Origin of the sequence: Streptomyces sp. NPDC101152, from assembly GCF_044768275.1 — a bacterium.
In the GTDB taxonomy this organism is placed as follows: domain Bacteria; phylum Actinomycetota; class Actinomycetes; order Streptomycetales; family Streptomycetaceae; genus Streptomyces.
Genome location: NZ_JBIWPO010000020.1, coordinates 75985 through 93091, shown reverse-complemented (window position 1 = coordinate 93091; position 17107 = coordinate 75985). Strand labels below are relative to the sequence as shown.

Annotated in this window: 13 protein-coding genes and 1 pseudogene; 7 read left to right on the top strand and 7 right to left on the bottom strand. The window is 72.4% G+C overall.

The window, feature by feature from the left end:
- Nucleotides 1–9: 9 nt before the first annotated feature.
- The 3 genes from ACIRVK_RS24935 to ACIRVK_RS24925 are packed head-to-tail and all read right to left on the bottom strand — an operon-like array spanning nucleotide 10 to nucleotide 3949.
- Complete coding sequence (locus ACIRVK_RS24935; protein ID WP_404250588.1) at nucleotides 10–657, bottom strand: ATP-binding cassette domain-containing protein; 648 nt, start codon at nucleotides 655–657, stop codon at nucleotides 10–12.
- A complete protein-coding gene (locus tag ACIRVK_RS24930) occupies nucleotides 654–3473 on the bottom strand; it encodes an ATP-binding cassette domain-containing protein (protein ID WP_404250586.1) in 2820 nt (939 codons plus the stop codon). The genes ACIRVK_RS24935 and ACIRVK_RS24930 overlap by 4 nt, the downstream gene beginning before the upstream one ends.
- Nucleotides 3473–3949, bottom strand: coding sequence for a hypothetical protein (locus ACIRVK_RS24925; RefSeq protein WP_404250584.1), 477 nt, complete (start codon nucleotides 3947–3949; stop codon nucleotides 3473–3475). The genes ACIRVK_RS24930 and ACIRVK_RS24925 overlap by 1 nt, the downstream gene beginning before the upstream one ends.
- A 123-nt stretch (nucleotides 3950–4072) precedes the next feature.
- Between ACIRVK_RS24925 and ACIRVK_RS24920 the strand changes: the two genes are divergently transcribed.
- From ACIRVK_RS24920 to ACIRVK_RS24910, 3 genes are all read left to right on the top strand, one after another.
- Nucleotides 4073–4651, top strand: coding sequence for a hypothetical protein (locus ACIRVK_RS24920; protein WP_404250582.1), 579 nt, complete (start codon nucleotides 4073–4075; stop codon nucleotides 4649–4651).
- The gene (locus ACIRVK_RS24915; protein WP_404250580.1) at nucleotides 4620–5921 is read left to right on the top strand and encodes an ABC transporter substrate-binding protein; all 1302 of its coding nucleotides are present in this window, start codon (nucleotides 4620–4622) and stop codon (nucleotides 5919–5921) included. Before ACIRVK_RS24920 ends, ACIRVK_RS24915 begins: the two co-directional genes overlap by 32 nt.
- A 92-nt stretch (nucleotides 5922–6013) precedes the next feature.
- Nucleotides 6014–7057, top strand: coding sequence for a helix-turn-helix transcriptional regulator (locus ACIRVK_RS24910; RefSeq protein WP_404250578.1), 1044 nt, complete (start codon nucleotides 6014–6016; stop codon nucleotides 7055–7057).
- Here the strand turns inward: ACIRVK_RS24910 and ctaD are convergent.
- Nucleotides 6939–8627, bottom strand: a pseudogene (gene ctaD, locus ACIRVK_RS24905) (cytochrome c oxidase subunit I); the annotation flags it as partial. The gene ACIRVK_RS24910 and the pseudogene ctaD sit on opposite strands and share 119 nt — an antisense overlap.
- A gap of 437 nt (nucleotides 8628–9064) precedes the next feature.
- Between ctaD and ACIRVK_RS24900 the strand changes: the two are divergent.
- On the top strand, nucleotides 9065–9280 hold the full coding sequence (locus ACIRVK_RS24900) for an I78 family peptidase inhibitor (protein ID WP_404250576.1): 216 nt from the start codon (nucleotides 9065–9067) through the stop codon (nucleotides 9278–9280).
- A gap of 97 nt (nucleotides 9281–9377) precedes the next feature.
- On the opposite strand, the gene ACIRVK_RS24895 is transcribed toward ACIRVK_RS24900, so the two are convergent.
- The gene (locus tag ACIRVK_RS24895) at nucleotides 9378–10391 is read right to left on the bottom strand and encodes a phosphatase PAP2 family protein (protein ID WP_404250574.1); all 1014 of its coding nucleotides are present in this window, start codon (nucleotides 10389–10391) and stop codon (nucleotides 9378–9380) included.
- A 237-nt stretch (nucleotides 10392–10628) separates the two neighbouring features.
- Complete coding sequence (locus tag ACIRVK_RS24890; protein WP_404250572.1) at nucleotides 10629–11888, bottom strand: mannosyltransferase family protein; 1260 nt, start codon at nucleotides 11886–11888, stop codon at nucleotides 10629–10631.
- A 261-nt stretch (nucleotides 11889–12149) separates the two neighbouring features.
- Between ACIRVK_RS24890 and ACIRVK_RS24885 the strand changes: the two genes are divergently transcribed.
- Together ACIRVK_RS24885 and ACIRVK_RS24880 are read left to right on the top strand one after the other, a co-directional pair.
- Nucleotides 12150–13757: an MFS transporter gene (locus tag ACIRVK_RS24885; RefSeq protein WP_404250570.1), complete on the top strand. Its 1608-nt coding sequence runs from the start codon at nucleotides 12150–12152 to the stop codon at nucleotides 13755–13757.
- A 95-nt stretch (nucleotides 13758–13852) separates the two neighbouring features.
- Nucleotides 13853–15043 (top strand): acyl-CoA dehydrogenase family protein, encoded by a 1191-nt coding sequence (locus ACIRVK_RS24880; protein ID WP_404250568.1) that lies wholly within the window; start codon nucleotides 13853–13855, stop codon nucleotides 15041–15043.
- A 36-nt stretch (nucleotides 15044–15079) separates the two neighbouring features.
- Here ACIRVK_RS24880 and ACIRVK_RS24875 read toward each other — a convergent pair whose 3' ends face one another.
- Nucleotides 15080–15520, bottom strand: coding sequence for a cell division protein SepF (locus tag ACIRVK_RS24875; protein WP_404250566.1), 441 nt, complete (start codon nucleotides 15518–15520; stop codon nucleotides 15080–15082).
- Nucleotides 15521–15829: 309 nt separating this feature from the next.
- On the opposite strand from ACIRVK_RS24875, the gene ACIRVK_RS24870 reads away from it, so the two are divergent.
- Nucleotides 15830–17005, top strand: coding sequence for a DUF5685 family protein (locus ACIRVK_RS24870; protein WP_404250564.1), 1176 nt, complete (start codon nucleotides 15830–15832; stop codon nucleotides 17003–17005).
- Nucleotides 17006–17107: the final 102 nt, after the last annotated feature.

Genomic DNA, 17107 nt, shown 5'->3' with positions numbered 1-17107 from the left:
CCCGTCACCTCACCGCCGTGACAGTTCGCCCGCCTCGCCGGCGAACACGACGGCGCCGCGGCGGAGTTCGTACACGAGCGTCGGGGCCCGGCGCCGCAGCACGGGAGGCAGCCGCTGCTCGGCGACCACCACACACGCGTCCAGACCGCTCAGCAGCTCGTACGTGCGGGCGGCGACCGCCGGTGACATGCCCTGCGCGGGCTCGTCGACGAGGACCACGCGCGCGCGTGCCAGCAGGGCGCGGGAGAGGGCGAGCATGCGCTGCTCACCGCCGGAGAGCGTGCCGGCGCGGCGGGGGAGGAGGGGCTCCAGCTGGGGGTACGCGTCCAGGGCGGGGGCGTGGTCCCGGGCCGCCAGTTCCAGGTTCTCGAGGACGGTGAGCGAGCCGAACACGGCCTGCCGCTCCGGGACCAGGCACAGCCCGCGGCGGGCCCGCTCGTACGCCGGCAGCCGGGTCACGTCGGCTCCGTCCCACACCACCGCCCCGGCGGACAGCGGTACGGTCCCGGCGAGCGCGCGCAGGACGGTCGTCCGGCCGGAGCCGTTGCGTCCGAGGAGGACGGTGAGTCCGCGGGCGGGGGCGGCGAGGGTGACGCCGTGCAGCGCCTCCAAGGGGCCGTAGCGCACACGCGCGTGGCGGAGCGCGACGCCGTTCACGCCCCGACCTCGTTCAGTACGCGGTCCGGTGGGCCCGAGGCGACGATGTGGCCGGCCGCCATGACGTGCACCACGTGCGCGAGGTCGGCGACCAGGTCGAGGTCGTGCTCCACCACGAGGAGGGCGGTGCCGTCGGCGGCGAGGGCTCTCAGCACGCGGGTCATGGCGGCGATCTCGGCGCTGTCGAGGCCGGCCGCGGGTTCGTCGAGGAGGAGTACGCGGGGGTCGCCGGCGAGGGCCCGGGCCAGTTCCACGCGGCGCAGGGTGCCGGTGGGGAGGGCGGCGGCGAGGAGGGTCCGCACCGGGCCGTCGAGGCCGAGGAGTCTGAGGGTGCGCTCGACTGCCCGGGGGTCCTTGGTGCGGCCCTGCTCGGCGCCTACCCGGACGTTCTCCGTCACGGTGAGGGAGGGGAAGACGGACAGTTGCTGGAAGGTGCGGGCGATACCGAGGCGGGTGCGGGTGTGGGGCGGGAGCCGGGTGATGTCGCGGTTGCCGAGGTGGATCCGGCCGTGGGTGGGGTGCAGGGTGCCGGCGAGGCAGTGGAACAGGGTGCTCTTCCCCGCGCCGTTGGGCCCGACGACGGCGGTGATCTGCCCGGGGGCCAGGTCCAGATCGACGCCGTCGAGGGCGGTGAAGCGACCGTAGCGGGCGGAGAGGGAGCGGGCCTCGAGCGTCGGTGCGGCTGCGTGACGGCGGGGGCGCACCCGGCCTCCAGCCGGGTGCGTGTTCCCACCCGCACCACCCGTGCGGGTTTGGTGGTCGGGTGCGGGTGTCCCTGGTGGGGGCTGCGCGCCGTCGGCGGCTGTCCGGGGGGCGGCTGGTGGGTGTTCGTGCCGTGGCTCTGCGCCGCCGGCGTCTCCTGCGAGGCTCCGCCGTGGTGGCGCGGGTTCGGCGGCCGACTCCTGCGGCGTGGCGGTCCATGTCGCCCCGGTGACCCCCGCCAGGGCCGGGCGCACGGGCTTGGGCTGGGCCGCAGGGCGGAGTGTTGCTCGCACTCGTGTGCCGACCGGCGTCAGCGCCGCCCCTCGCCGGCCGGCCGCCGCTCTGCGCAGGGCCTCGTACGGGCCCCCCGGGAAGCGGCCCACCAGTACCGCCAGTACGCCGATCAGGGCTGCCGCCACTCCGCCCCGGGCGCCCGCGTCCAGGCCGACCAGGAGGGCGGCCGCGGCCAGGGCGCCGAGGGTGCTGTCGGCGCCCAGGACGACCACCGCGGCGAACCAGAGCAGGCCGCGGACGGGGTCGAACGCGGCGGGGTCGAAGGCACGCAGGCCCATGCCCAGCATGCCGCCGCCCAGGGCGGCCAGAGCGGCGCCCGCGACGAAGGCGAGCAGTTTCAGCTCCGGGACCCGCACACCCGCCGCCGACGCCCCGGCCTCGTCGTCCCGCATCGCGGCGAGGGCTCGGCCGGTGCGGCCCCTGCGCAGGGCGCGGGTGGCCAGCAACGCGGCCGCCAGCAGGGCCAGTTCGAGGACGTAGTACGCGCGGTCGCCGTCGAGGCCCGCCGGGCGGTTCAGGGACAGGTCGGACGTCGCGTACGGCTGGGCGAAGACGAAGCGGCTCACGCCGACGCCCACGGCGAAGGTCGCGAGGGCCAGCGCGAGGCCCTGGCGGCTGATCGCCGGCCAGCCCGTCAGGAGGCCCAGCGGCGCCACCAGGACGACGGCCACGGCGAGGGCGGCCAGTTCCGGCAGCCGGGGCAGCCACGGGAAACGGCCGGCGGACAGGAGGGCCGTGAAGAGGGCGCCCAGGCCCGCGTACGCCGCCTGGCCCAGGGAGATCTGGCCGCCGCGGCCGGTGACGACGACCAGGGAGAGGAGGACGACTCCCAACGCCGGGACCTGGACCGAGGTGTGCAGGTCCGAGCCCGCGAAGCCCAGCGGCAGGAGGAACAGGACGGCCGTCACCGCCCACGCGCCCGGCGGTGTTGGCACGCGCGCGGTGGCCGTGCGGGGCAGGGCGTCGCGCGTACCGATACGGGGCAGCGCGAGGGACGCGACCAGCAGGGCGACGACGAACAGGTTCGCGCCCGCCGCCTGCAGCAACGGCGCGCCCCAGCCCGAGGGATGCAGCCGCGTCAGCTGGCTCTGCGCCACGCCGACGCCGAGCGCCACCAGCACGGCGACCGGCAGACTGCGCATCCGCGCGGCCACCGCCACCGCCACGACCTCCATCACCAGCAGCGGCAGCCCGTACGGGTCCAGACGGACGTACGGCGCCAGCAGCACCCCCGTCAGCCCGGCCGTGAAGGACCCGAACGCCCAGCCCGCCGCCGCCACCCGGTCCGCGTCGATCCCGCCGAGCACCGCGAGCCCCCGGTCGTCCACCACGGCCCGCAGCTCCCGCCCGAACCGCGTCCAGCGGATGACCGCCCCGACCCCGGCGGCCAGGACCAGCGCGACGCCCAGCTGGCCCCACGGGTCCGCCGACACCAGTTCCGGCGCGTCGTTGCGCGCCCCCTGCCCCCACAGCAGCGCCGCACCGCCGACCAGCAGCACGAACACCCCGATCGAGGCGACCAGCGTCTGCGCCGGGTCGCTGCCCAGCACCGCCAACGGGCGGAACACGAACCGTTCCAGCGCCACCCCGATCGCCGGGCCGAGCACCACGAGCGTGGCCGTCGCCGCCAGCCACAGCGGCCAGCCCCAGACGACCACGCACTGCCGCAGCGCGTACGCGCACACCATCGCGATCGCCCCGTGCGCGAAGTTCAGCACGCCGGTCGCCCGGTACGTCACGATCAGGCCGATCCCGGTGAGCGCGGCCGCGCTGCCGACCGAGAGGCCGGCGAGCGTGAGGTCGTACGTCAGCGAGGACATCAGTCGGTTTCTTCGGACGGCTCACAGATGGGGCAGGGGCCCAGCTCGCCGCTCGCCAGGAGCTTGGCGTCCACCGGGACCGCCTCCGCCTTCCCGGCGACCAGGGGACAGTCCGCGCGGTGCCACAGAGTGCCGCCCGGCACCATCAGCCGGTCCCCGCTGACCGCGAGGGGCGCGCCGGCAGGCTGCCCGGACGCGTCGGCGTCGGCGGGCTCGACGGCGACCAGGAGGCCGTACAGCTCCTCGACGCGCGCGGCGGCCAGGGTGCCCCGGCCGTGGGTGAGCAGCACGGACCCGGCGACGATCAGGGCCGCTCCCGGGATCGAGCAGGAGGCCAGGTAGGGCAGTTGCCGCTCGGCGAAGCGCTCACCGGAGATCCCGTACCAGCCGATGACGCACAGCACCGCGCCCGCGGCCAGCGCGGCCCAGCCGGCCCACAGGACGGGATGCACACTCCGCACTCTGGCTGTCCGCATCTGGGGCTCCCACACGTCATGTGTCTGTCCATGTCAGCCAATGGCTTGCACTATGCCTTCTGGAAGCTGACCCTGAAAGCACCGGGCGCACCTTGCCCGGACCGACACCCGGTGGTGAGCCAGATGGTTCTCGGGAGCGACCTCAGGCGGGGGAACGCACGGAGGGGGCGCGGCCCAGGGGCTGCGGGACGGGGTACGGCGCTCGCCGCGGCCCTCGTTCTCATCTTCGCCCCGGTCCTCGCGGCGTGCAGCGACAAGAGCGGCGGCGGCAGCCAGAGCACGCCGCCCACCCCGTCCGTGGCGAGTACGACGACGAGCGCGCCGGCCACCGCGCCCGCGGACCCCGCCGCGGCCCAACAGGAGATCACCAGGAACTGGCAGAAGTTCTTCGACCCGAAGACGTCGCTGGCCGACAAGCAGAAGGTCCTGGAGAACGGCGACCGGATGGCGCCCGTGCTGAAGGCCTTCAGCAGTGACAGACGCGGCGGCCAGGTGCAGGCACAGGTCCAGAAGATCGCGTTCACCTCCCCGACGCAGGCCACCGTGACGTACGCGCTGACCCTGCAGGGCGCCACCGCGCTGCCGAACGCCTCCGGGACCTCGGTCCAGCAGGGCGGCACCTGGAAGGTGTCCGACAACACGCTGTGCGCACTGGTCAAGCTGAGCGGCGATGCGTCGAGTTCGCCGGCACCGGGCTGCTGAGGGCGCGGTCGCCGCGGCGCTGCTGCTCGTCCTGGGCACGGCCTGCGGGAGCCGGCTGCCGGAGAGCGACTTCGAGCACGGCACCCGTACTTCGGCGCCCGTGCCGAGCGGCGGCGCGCCCCTCGCCGTCGGCATCGTCACCAGCGCGACCAGCCCGGTCGGCGGCGACACCTTCACCGGCCCGCGAGACGGCGCCAAGGTGTACTTCGACCGTCTCAACGCGCGCGGGGGCATCGACGGCCGCCCGGTCGAGGTGCACGAGTGCGACGACGGCGGCAGCGGTGTCGGCGACAACGCGTGCGTGCGCAAGCTGATCGACGAAGACAAGGTCGTCGCCCTGGTCGCCACCACCGCCCTGGACTACGCAGGCGCCCCCCGCGTCTCCCGGGCGGGCGTGCCCGACATCGGCGGCCAGCCCATCGGCGCCGCCTACGACACCTGGCCGCACCTGTACGGCATCTACGGCAGCGACGCCCCCCGCGACGGCACCCCCGGCTGGGGCGGCAAGCTGTACGGCGGCACCGAGGTCTACCGGTACTTCAAACGGGAGCAGGGCGCCCGTACGGCCGCCGTCGTGTCGTACAACCAGGCCTCCTCCGCCGCCTACGCCCGCCTCGTCGAGCAGGGCCTGAAGGCGGAGGGCTACAAGGTGGTCAGCGAGGAACTGGACTTCGCGCTGCCCAACTTCCGCGCCGCCGCCGCCGACCTGAAGGAGCAGGGCGCCGACCTGGTCTTCGACGCGATCGACACGCACGGCAACGCGGAACTGTGCAAGGCGATGGACCAGGTGGGCGCGAAGGTCATCGCCAAGGTCACCAACGTGCAGAACTGGACCTCCACCGTCCCCGACGACTACAAGGACTCGCCGCGCTGCCGCAACGCGCTGTGGGCGACCGGCTCCAGCCGGAACTTCGAGGACACCGGAAACGCGGCCGTCCGCGCGTTCCGGGACGCCACGAAGGGCCTGACCACGCACTCGCAGTGGCAGCTGGAGGGCTGGGCGGCCGCCATGTGGTTCACGGACGCCGCCAGGTCCTGCGCGCCCACGGGCATCACGCGCGCGTGCGTGGACGCCTTCGTGAACCACAGCGCCGGCTACACCGCCGGCGGGCTGCTGCTGCCCGTGTCCTTCGAGCGGCTCGCCGAGCCACCGAGGACCCGCACGGCGTGTCTGTCGGTGGCCCGCTGGCAGGACGGCAGGGGCTGGGTCTCACAAGGGGACATGAACCACACCTGTTTCGACGTGCCCCAGCTCCCCTACACCCCCTAGGGCCGCGACGCCAGAGCGACCCGGCGCGGGGAGCGGACGCCAGGAACCCTTGCGGACAGACACTGTCCGCGACTGCTGGCAGACTCGGCACCATGTTGGAGACCTCGGCACGGCTGCTGCGTCTGCTCTCTCTCCTCCAGGCCCATCGGGAATGGTCGGGCGCCGACCTCGCCGAACGGCTCGGTGTCACCGCGCGCACCGTGCGCCGGGACGTCGACCGCCTGCGCGAGCTGGGCTACCCCGTCAACGCCAGTCCCGGCACCGGGGGCGGCTACCAGCTGGGCGCGGGCGCCGAACTGCCGCCGCTGCTGCTGGACGACGATGAGGCGGTTGCCGTGGCCGTCGGCCTGCGCACGGCCGCGGGGACCGGCATCGACGGCATCGGCGAGACCTCCGTACGGGCCCTCGCCAAACTGGAGCAGGTGCTTCCCGGCAGGCTGCGCCGGCGCGTCGGCGCCCTGAACGCCTTCACCGTGCCGATGCTGCGCGGTCCCCAGCCCTCCGCCGTCGACCCGGCCGTCCTCACCGAGCTCGCCAACCTCTGCCGGGACGCCGAACTCCTGCGCTTCGAGTACAGCGACCACAACCGCTCCGCCACCCGCCGCACCGTCGAACCGCACCGCCTGGTCTGCAGCGAGCGCCGCTGGTACCTGGTCGCCTGGGACCTGGAGCGGGACGACTGGCGGACGTTCCGCGTCGACCGCATCACCCCGAAGCCGCCGCACGGCCCGCGCTTCGCCCCACGCACCCCGCCCGCCCAGGACCTCGCCGCCTACGTGTCGAAGGGCGTCTCCACGCGCGCGTACGCCGCGCACGCCGTGGTGCGGCTGCTGGTGCCCGTCGAGCAGGCCGCCGAGCGGATCTCGCCGAGCGCGGGACAACTGGAGGCCGACGGACCCCACGCCTGCCTCCTGCGCACCGGGGCGTCGAGCCTGGACGTGATGGTGATCCACGTGATGATGACGGGCTTCGACTTCGAGGTGCTGGAGCCCGCGGAGCTGACCGAGGCGATCAGGACCGCTCGGGACCGGCTTTCTCGCGCTCTTCTCCGAGAGGCTCCGCAGGCGTCGCAGCGTACTCCGGGTGGTGCAGGTCGAACGCCGGGGACTCCGAGCGGATCCTCGGCAGCCTCGTGAAGTTGTGCCGGGGAGGCGGGCAGGAGGTCGCCCACTCCAGGGAGCGGCCGTAGCCCCAGGGGTCGTCGGTCTCGACCCGCACGCCGTACTTCGCGGTCTTCCACACGTTGTAGAGGAACGGCAGCGTCGACAGGCCGAGCAGGAACGCGCCGATCGTCGACACCGTGTTCAGCGCGGTGAAGCCGTCCGCAGCCAGGTAGTCGGCGTACCGGCGCGGCATGCCCTCCACGCCCAGCCAGTGCTGCACCAGGAACGTGGTGTGGAAGCCGACGAACAGCGTCCAGAAGTGGATCTTCCCGAGCCGCTCGTCGAGCAGCTTCCCGGTGAACTTCGGCCACCAGAAATAGAGGCCGCCGAAGATCGCGAAGACGACGGTGCCGAACACCACGTAGTGGAAGTGCCCCACCACGAAGTAGGTGTCCGAGACGTGGAAGTCCAGTGGCGGCGAGGCCAGGATCACCCCGGTCAGCCCGCCGAAAAGGAACGTCACCAGGAAGCCGGCCGCCCACAGCATCGGCGTCTCGAAGGACAGCGAGCCCTTGATCATCGTCCCGGTCCAGTTGAAGAACTTCACCCCGGTGGGCACGGCGATCAGGAAGCTCATGAACGAGAAGTACGGCAGCAGCACCGCGCCGGTGACGAACATGTGGTGCGCCCACACCACGACCGACAGACCGGTGATCGCCATCGTCGCGCCCACCAGCGTCAGATAGCCGAAGATCGGCTTGCGGGCGAAGACCGGGATGATCTCCGTGATGATGCCGAAGAACGGCAGCGCGATGATGTACACCTCGGGATGCCCGAAGAACCAGAACAGGTGCTGCCACAGCAGCGCCCCGCCGTTGGCCGCCTCGAAGACCTGGGCGCCGAACCGCCGGTCCGCCTCCAGCACCAACAGCGCCGCCGCCAGCACCGGGAACGCCAGCAGGATCAGGATCGACGTGAACAGGGTGTTCCAGGTGAAGATCGGCATCCGGAACATCGTCATGCCGGGGGCGCGCATCCCGATGATCGTGGTGATGAAGTTGACCGCGCCGAGGATGGTGCCGAAGCCGGCCAGCGCCAGCCCCATGATCCACATGTCGGGGCCGACGCCGGGCGAGTGCGCGGAGTCGTTGAGCGGGGAGTAGGCGAACCAGCCGAAGGCGGCGGCACCGTCGGGCGTGAGCAGCGAGCCGAGGACGATCAGCCCGCCGAAGAGGAACAGCCAGTACGAGAACATGTTCAGCCGCGGGAACGCCACGTCCGGGGAGCCGATCTGCAGGGGCATGAGCTCGTTGGCGAAGCCCGCGAAGGACGGCGTCGCGAACAGCAGCAGCATGATCGTGCCGTGCATGGTGAACAGCTGGTTGTACTGCTGGTTGCTCAGGAACTGCAGTCCCGGCCGGGCGAGCTCGGCCCGCATGAGCAGGGCCATCACCCCGCCGACCAGGAAGAACAGGAACGAGGTGATCAGGTAGAGGTGCCCGATCTTCTTGTGGTCGGTGGTGGTCAGCCAGTCGACGACCACCCGGCCGTGCGTGGTGCGCCGTACGGGTCGCACCGTCGCCTGCGCGGTGTGGGTCCCCATCGTTCGCTCGCCCCTTCGCTCGTCGCGCACCGGGTCCGCTGCAGCCCGCGTGCGCCCGCTCGCGAGCTCACGCCATGATGCGACGTCGCGGTGGGCTCCGACAGGGGGCGTGCGGGGGTTTTGTGCCGGATCCGTGTATTACCTATGCGGAGTCAGCTCCCGCGACGGGCGCCTGGAATCGGCTCGGAATCGAATCCGGCGGCGACCGGGGGCAGTTCTCACGGCACTTTCCGCCCGGGTATTCGACAGGCCGTCGCGACACGCGGGAATTCCGTTCGATTGCCTGCGGAAGGCGTACGGAACCGCTCGTACGTGTGACGGAGTACGGACGAAACGCGTGTCGTGATCCTGTGACAGAAGTGTGACCGGAGGGGCCGTTGTGACCCCTGCGGCGTCCCGGACTTCCCCGGCCGCGGGGCAGGGCCTAGCGTGGCTGCATGGCACCGATTCCCACTCCGCAGGCGGAGCCCCAGGACAGTCCGGACGCGTACGTCGGCCTCGACCAGGCCGGCGCCGAGCGGCTCGCGCGGGAGCGCGGATGGTCCACCGTGCGGTCGCTGCCGCCGGGGGCGATCATCACGATGGAGTACCGCACGGGCCGGCTGAACTTCGAGGTGAAGGACGGTCTGGTGGTGCGGTCCTGGAAGGGCTGACACGGCACGAAGGCCCCGGTTTCCCGCGAGCGGGAGCCGGGGCCTTCGTCGTGCGGGGCGTGGTCGTGCGTACCGGACCCCGCTGTTGTGCCGCCGGTCAGCCGCCCGTCAGGGGGCGGGCCGAGGCGGGTGTGCCGCGTGAGACGCGATCGGGGTGCGGCGGGCGGCGGCTGCCGACCGGGGTGACCGGCGTGCGCTCGGACCGGGCCGTGTGCGGGCCGGGCGCGAGGTAGACGGGCGCCCGGGGAGAGCGGGCCGCGGGTTCGCGCTTCTCCTCCTGTGCGGCCGTACGCGGCTTGAGCAGCACCGGCGTCCCCGCCGGTGCGGGCGCGGGTGCGGGCGCCGTGGCGCCCTTGCGGGCCCGCCGGCGGTCGCGCAGGTCGAAGAGCGCGACCTCGGCACGGGCGATCAGCGGTTCGCACCACGGCAGGGCCAGCAGGACCAGCAGGCCGGCGGCCCACCCGAGCAGGACGTCGCTCAGCCAGTGCGTACCGAGGTAGACGGTGGCCATCCCGACGCCCAGCGCGGTCACCGCGGAAATCGCCGACAGCCAGCGGCGGGCTCGCGGCGTGGAGGCGAGGTAGGCCAGGATTCCCCAGGTCACGACGGCGTTGGCGGTGTGGCCGCTGGGAAATATATCCCCGCCCATGCCCATCTCGTTCGAGCCGATCGTGGTCGCGTAGTGCGGTCCCAGGCGGCCCATGCCGAGCTTCGCGGCGCCGACGGAGATGTTCAGCAGCAGCAGCGCGGTGCCCAGCGTCAGCAGCGGGCGCAGGGTGTGCTGCCGCCAGGAGCGCCAGCCCAGCCAGGCCGCGACCATCACCGCGGTCGGGCCGCGCTGGCCGAGGACCACGTAGTAGTCGACGAACCAGTGGATCCCGTGCCACTGCTGGTACGGCCGGAAGAACATGACCTGCCAGTCCAGGCGGACGAGCCAGGAGGTGGTCACGACGGCCCACACGATCGCCAGGTAGAACGCCAGGGTGCCGGTCAGCAGCGCGACCCGGTGCCGGCTCATCTTCGGCACGTCGATGTTCGCCGGTCGTTCCGGCTCACGGTCGAGTCTGGCGAACACCCGGTCCAGACGGGTGAGGTTTCGTTCGGTACGCACCCAATCGACGTTACAGCCCGTGAGGTAAGTTCCCCGTCGCGTCAGCGGCTTTGTGATGACGATGTGATGTGGGATTCCTCTCAACGAGAGGCCTATTTCCGGGGGATCCGCAATGCCGGACGTCTCTTCCCCGCATTTGCATTGATCATGAGCGAATCAGTTGTCCCCCGCTTATGAATTCGTTCACCGAATGCTGGTGCCGAATTCCGCGCGCGCTCACCGCGTCCGGTGGACGGATCACGGGGGACCGGAGCCGTTCAGCCAGAACGCCCCGTACACGGCCGACGCCACCGCGAGGCAGCCCGCCATCAGTGCCGACCTGGACGTTCGCAGCCGGGACAGGGCCACGGCCAGCGGCAGCAGCAGCGGGAAGGCGGGCAGCAACAGGCGCGGTTTCGAGCCGAAGTAGCTCGAGGCGCACAGGGCGAGCGCGGTGACCACACCCGCGTACACCAGCAAGGGGAGCGGCTGGCGCTGCCGTACGCAGACGACGTACAGCCAGATCACCGCTCCCACGCCGACGACGATGCCGGCGCCCGCGAAAGCCCCCGGAATCGACGAGAACCTGCCGGCGACGAAACGGGCGAAGGCGGCGCCGCCGTCGAAGCCGTTGCGCCAGCCGGCCTGGACGTCCAGGTAGCCCAGCGGGCCGCGGCCGGTGCGGTGGCCGACCCACAGGACGTAGCCGGCCGCGCCGAGCGGGGCGAGCAGGAGCGCCAGGGCGCGTCGTACGGCTTCCGGGGCGGGCGGCGGACCCGGGGCGCCCTCGGTTGCCGTTGCGCGCCTCACAGGGCCGTCCCCGGGCGGCCCGGGGGCGTGCGGGCCCACGCGGGCGCCGTCCGCGCCCGTCGCGCTTCGGTCCCGCACGAAAGAGGCAACGCCGGCGGTCCACACGGCGGCGACCACCGCGAGACCGACCGGCCGGGTCAGTCCCGCCAGCGCGGCCAGCGCGCCCGCCGTGAGCCAGCGGCCGGTCAGCACCGCGTAGAGCGCCCAGGCGGCGAGCGCCGTGAACAGCGACTCGCTGTACGCCATCGACTGCACGATCCCGACGGGCAGCACGGCCCACAGCACGACGGCGCACGCGCCCGCCCGCCGCCCGTACACCAGCTCCGCGACCGCGAAGATCCCCCAGGCCGCCGCGAGCGAGGCGAGCAGGCTGACGACGAAACCGGCGTCCGCGTAGGACAGCGGTGCGAGCGCGTGCAGCAGCCGCTCCAGCCAGGGCAGCAGCGGGAAGAAGGCCAGGTTGGAGTGCACGTCGCCGTTCGGCAGCCGCACCTGGTAGCCGTAACCGAGCTCGGCGACCCTCGTGTACCACAGCGCGTCCCAGCGGGCCGTCAGCAGGGTGTACGCGCTCTTGCCGCGCGCGGCGCTCCAGACGGCCAGCACGAGCAGGCCCAGGGCACGCACGCCCACGTACCCGGCGAGGGCCAAAGCCGCGCGGCGCAGGGCCGGGCCGGCGGTGGGCGCGGCGCGCGTCGCGAGTTCGGTCACGGGCTCGATTATCGACGGCCCGCGGAACCGCTCGGCCGGACGGCACGTGCTCCACGGTGAGGGGGAGTGGCGCACGCCACACGAGTTCCGCACGAGTGTGAGAGGTCCGCCACGTGACCGCAGCGCGGACTCGCGTACGCTGACGTGTCACTCGCCTTCGTTGCGCGGGCCGGAGACAGCCGCTCCTCTCCGGTCGAGATCACGGGGAGTCCCCACCCCGTGTGCCCGCCGAATCGCGAGGTACATCTGGGAGGTACGTACATGTCCGGGACGACCACGGCTGCCGCAGCGTTGCGCCGTCGGGCGGCCGGGGCCGGTGCCAACCGCTGGGTCGTCCTCGTCGTCCTCTGTGTGAGCCTGCTGCTGGTCGCGGTCGACGCGACCGTGCTGCACGTCGCGGTCCCCGCGGTCACAGAGGACCTCAAGCCCGGCGCGATACAACTGCTCTGGATCGTCGACGTCTACCCCCTCGTCTGCGCCTCGCTGCTGATCCTCTTCGGCACGCTCGGCGACCGCGTCGGACGCAGACGGATCCTGCTCCTCGGCTACGGCCTCTTCGGCATCGCCTCCGGTCTCGCCGCCCTCGCCCGCGACCCGCAGGTCCTGATCCTCGCGCGGGCGCTGCTCGGCGTCGGCGGCGCGATGATCATGCCGGCCACGCTGTCGATCCTGCGCCAGGTCTTCCCGGACCGACGCGAGCGGGCGCTGGCCATCGGTGTGTGGAGCGCGGTCGCGGCGGTGGGCGCGGCGGTCGGACCGCTCCTCGGCGGCTTCCTGCTGGAGCACTTCTGGTGGGGCTCGGTCTTCCTCGTCAACATCCCGCTGATGCTGGTCAGCCTGCCGGTGGGCCGGGCGCTGCTGCCCGAGTCGCGGGGCAATGGCGAAGGCCCCTGGGACGTGGCCGGTGCGCTGATGGCGGCCGGCGGGCTGTTCGGCGTCGTGTTCGGCGTGAAGCGGCTCGGTGGCGGGGAGCCGGTCGGCAGCGTGTTCACCGTGGCGCCCCTGCTGGTCGGCGCGGTGCTGCTGGTCCTGTTCGTACGGCGGCAACGGCGACGGGCTCATCCGCTGGTGGATCTCGGCATGTTCGCCCGCCCGGCGTTCAGCACCTCGGTGGGCTGCATCGTGCTCGCGATGCTCGCGCTCGTGGGCCTCGAGCTGATCGCGGCGCAGTACCTGCAGCTGGTGCTCGGACTGTCGCCGCTGCAGACCGGGCTGCGGCTGCTGCCGCTGACGTTCGCGGCGATGGCGGCGGGCCTGACGGGGGCACGGATGCTCCGCCGGTTCGGCCCGCGCCGGATGGTCAGCCTCGGGTTCTGCGTCACCGCCGTGTCCGTGCTGGTGCTGACGCTGATGGGCGGGACGGACAATCCCGCCCTGCTCCTGTTCGCCTTCGTCCTGCTGGGCTTCGGCCTGGAGACGACGCTGTTCGGCGCGTACGAGTCGATGCTGAGCGAGGCGCCGCCGGCGCAGGCCGGTGGTGCGGCGGCGATCGGCGAGACCTCCTACCAGTTGGGCGCGGGCATGGGGATCGCCCTGCTCGGCACTGTGATGAACGCCGCGTACGCGCCCGGACTGTCGTCCGTCCCCGGGGTCCCGTCCTCGGCCTCCGCGGCGGCGGCGCACTCGCTGGGTGAGGCCTACGACATCGCCGGGCGGCTCGGCGGCCCGGTCGGCACGGCCCTGCGACGGGCGGCCCGGGACTCCTTCGTGCACGGGCTGCATGTGACCTTGCTGGTGAGCGCGGCGTTGTTGCTGCTGGGCGCGGTCATGGCGCTCAGGCTGCCCCGCATCATGCAGTGCGGGGAGGCCGCACCGCCGCTGGAGCTGCCCGCGCCCCGCGAGGTCACGCAGTCCCGCGTCTCCGCGTAGGCCGTTCACTGGACGTGCGGGACACTGCGGTCGTAACGTCGGCCCCAGAGTCGTAACTAGCGATGCTAGTTTTTCGTGTGCCGGAGGGTGTCCTGATGTCCGCGTCCTCGAAGTTGCCCCCGTTCGATCCCGCCGATCCCCTCGGCATCGACGACCTGCTGGAACCGGAGGACCTGGCCGTGCGGGACACCGTGCGGGCCTGGGCCGCGGACCGGGTGCTGCCCCATGTCGCCGGCTGGTACGAGAGCGGCGAGCTGCCGGTCATCCGCGAGCTGGCCGGGGAACTCGGGGGGATCGGGGCCCTCGGGATGTCGCTCAGCGGGTACGGGTGCGCGGGGGCCAGCGCGGTGCAGTACGGGCTCGCCTGTCTGGAGCTGGAGGCCGCCGACTCGGGGATCCGGTCCCTGGTCTCCGTGCAGGGCTCCCTCGCCATGTACGCCGTCCACCGGTTCGGCAGCGAGGAGCAGAAGCAGACGTGGCTGCCGCGCATGGCCGCCGGTGAGGTCATCGGGTGCTTCGGGCTCACCGAACCCGATCACGGGTCCGACCCCGCCTCGATGCGCACCCACGCCAAGCGCGACGGCGGCGACTGGGTGCTGAACGGGCGGAAGATGTGGATCACCAACGGGTCCGTCGCCGGGGTCGCCGTGGTGTGGGCGCAGACCGAGGACGGGATCCGCGGGTTCGTCGTCCCCACCGACACCGCCGGCTTCTCCGCGCCCGAGATCAAGCACAAGTGGTCGCTGCGGGCCAGCGTGACGAGCGAGCTGGTGTTCGACGACGTACGGCTGCCCGCCGATGCCGTGCTGCCGGAGGTCGTCGGGCTCAAGGGGCCGCTGAGCTGTCTCTCGCACGCCCGCTACGGGATCGTGTGGGGCGCGATGGGCGCGGCCCGGTCCTGCTTCGAGGCCGCCGTCGACTACGCGAGAACGCGGGAGCAGTTCGGACGGCCCATCGGGGGCTTCCAGCTCACCCAGGCCAAACTCGCCGACATGGCGGTCGAACTGCACAAGGGGATCCTGCTCGCCCACCACCTGGGGCGCCGCATGGACGCCGGCCGCCTGCGTCCCGAGCAGGTCAGCTTCGGCAAGCTCAACAACGTGCGGGAGGCCATCGAACTCTGCCGTACCGCGCGGACGATCCTCGGTGCCAACGGGATCTCCCTCGAATACCCCGTGATGCGGCACGCGACCAACCTCGAGTCGGTGCTGACGTACGAGGGCACCGTCGAGATGCACCAGCTGGTGCTGGGCAAGGCGCTCACCGGGCTCGACGCCTTCCGGTGAACCCCGCGCGGGGCAGGGCCGGTGAGCGGCCCTGCCTCAGCTCTGGTTGTAGAAACCGTCCTCGCGGCGCGCGGCCGGCTCACTGCTGACGATCTCGGTGTTCGCCGGCGTCAGCAGGAAGACGCGGGTGGCGACCCGCTCGATGGTGCCGCGCAGGCCGAAGGTCAGCCCGGCCGCGAAGTCGACGACGCGCTTGGCGTCGGCGGCCTCCATGGCCGTGAGGTTCACGATGACCGGGACGCCCTCCCGGAACAGCTCGCCGATGGCGCGCGCGTCCCGGAAGCTGTCGGGGGTCACCGTGCCGATGCGGCGGCCCTTCTCCTCGGCGACTTCCGAGGCCACCTTGACCCGCGGGTCGGTGACCCAGGCATCCCCGGGCTGCTCGGTCCCTTCGGAGTAGTCGTCGTCGTAGTAACGCTCGTCGTCGTTGTCGTCGACGAGGCCGAGCCAGGCACTCGCTTTGCGTACCGATCCCATGGACGCCTCCTCTCACAGCGGTCTTTTCTGCTTTCCGCACCTATGGTCATCCATGATGCGGACGTCGCGCCAAGTGGATAGACGCCGCGCGGGGGGTTTGTGACGGTACTGGTGCACAGCGAATACGTCGAGAGCCCGGGTGCCCCAAGGGTCTTGATGTATGCGGCTGCTGACTGTGAGTGAAATATGATTCTTCGCGGCGTACGGGTGATGAACGGTGCGTCCGGGTGAACGCGGCGGTCGGTACGATGCGGCAGCTCAGCGCCGTGTCAACGGCCACGGAAGTCGCACGCGTCACGGGGGATCGCCATGTTCGGAATCGTCAGACCCTGCACCCATCGGCTCGGTGAGAGCCTGAAGTCCCAGTGGATGGCGCACTTGTGCGGGCTGTGCCTCACCCTGCGCGGGGACCATGGACAGCTCGCACGCGTCGTCACCAACTACGACGGGCTGCTCATATCCGTTCTGACGGAGGCTCAGGCCGAAACCGCGGGCGCCTGGCGGCGTACGGCGGGCCCGTGTCCCCTGCGCGGGATGCGCACCGCCTCCGTCGCCCGGGGCGAGGGCGCCCGGCTCGCGGCCGCCGTCTCGCTGGTGCTCGCCTCGGCCAGGATGCGCGACCATGTCGCCGACGGCGACGGGTTGCTGGCGCGAAGGCCGGTGGCCCTCGCGGCTCGCCGGGTCGCCGCGCGCTGGGGCGCGGCGGGTGCCCGTACGGGATCCGACGTCGGCTTCGACACGGCCGTGCTGGTGGACGCCGTGGACCGGCAACTCGGCATCGAGGCGCTCGCCGGGCGGGGCACATCGCTGCTCACGGTCACCGAGCCGACCGAGACGGCGACCGCGGCCGCCTTCGCCCACACGGCCGTTCTCGCAGGCAGGCCCCGCAACGCCGAGCCGCTGGCGGAGGCGGGGCGGCTGTTCGGGCGGCTCGCGCATCTGCTGGACGCCGTGGAGGACAGGGAAGCTGACGCGGCGTCGGGTGCCTGGAACCCGCTCACCGCGACCGCGACCCCGCTCGCCGAGGCGCGACGGCTCGCCGACGACGCCCTGCACGGGATCCGGCTCGCGCTCGGCGAGGTCGAGTTCGCGGACGCGAAGCTCGCGCACCGGCTGCTCGTGCACGAACTGCGCGCCTCCGTCGACCGCGCCTTCGGTACGGCGTCCTGCGCGCACCGCTCGGCGCCCTCGCTCGCGGGGCCGTACGCGCCGCCCGGCTTTCCGGGCGGACCGCCGCAGCCGCCGAAGCCGCCCCGGCGCGACGGGCGCGGACTGCTGGCGGGGTGCGCGGTGTGGGCGGGGCTGGCCTGCACCTGCCAGTTGTGCTGCGGCGAGTACGACGACCCGTGGACCCGTGAGCGCAAGGACGGGCTGTGCCGCGACGCGAGCTGCTCCGACTGCGGGGACTGCGCCGACTGCTGCCAGTGCTGCGGGGACTGCGACGGGTGCGACTGCTGTGACTGCGGCTGCGACTGCGGCTGTTGAACCCGTTACTGAGGGTGTCGTATACGGGATGCGCACACGGCGGCGGCCACCAGGCGGTTGACGAAGATCCTGTTTCCGCAACGTAAAACAAGAACATGATCC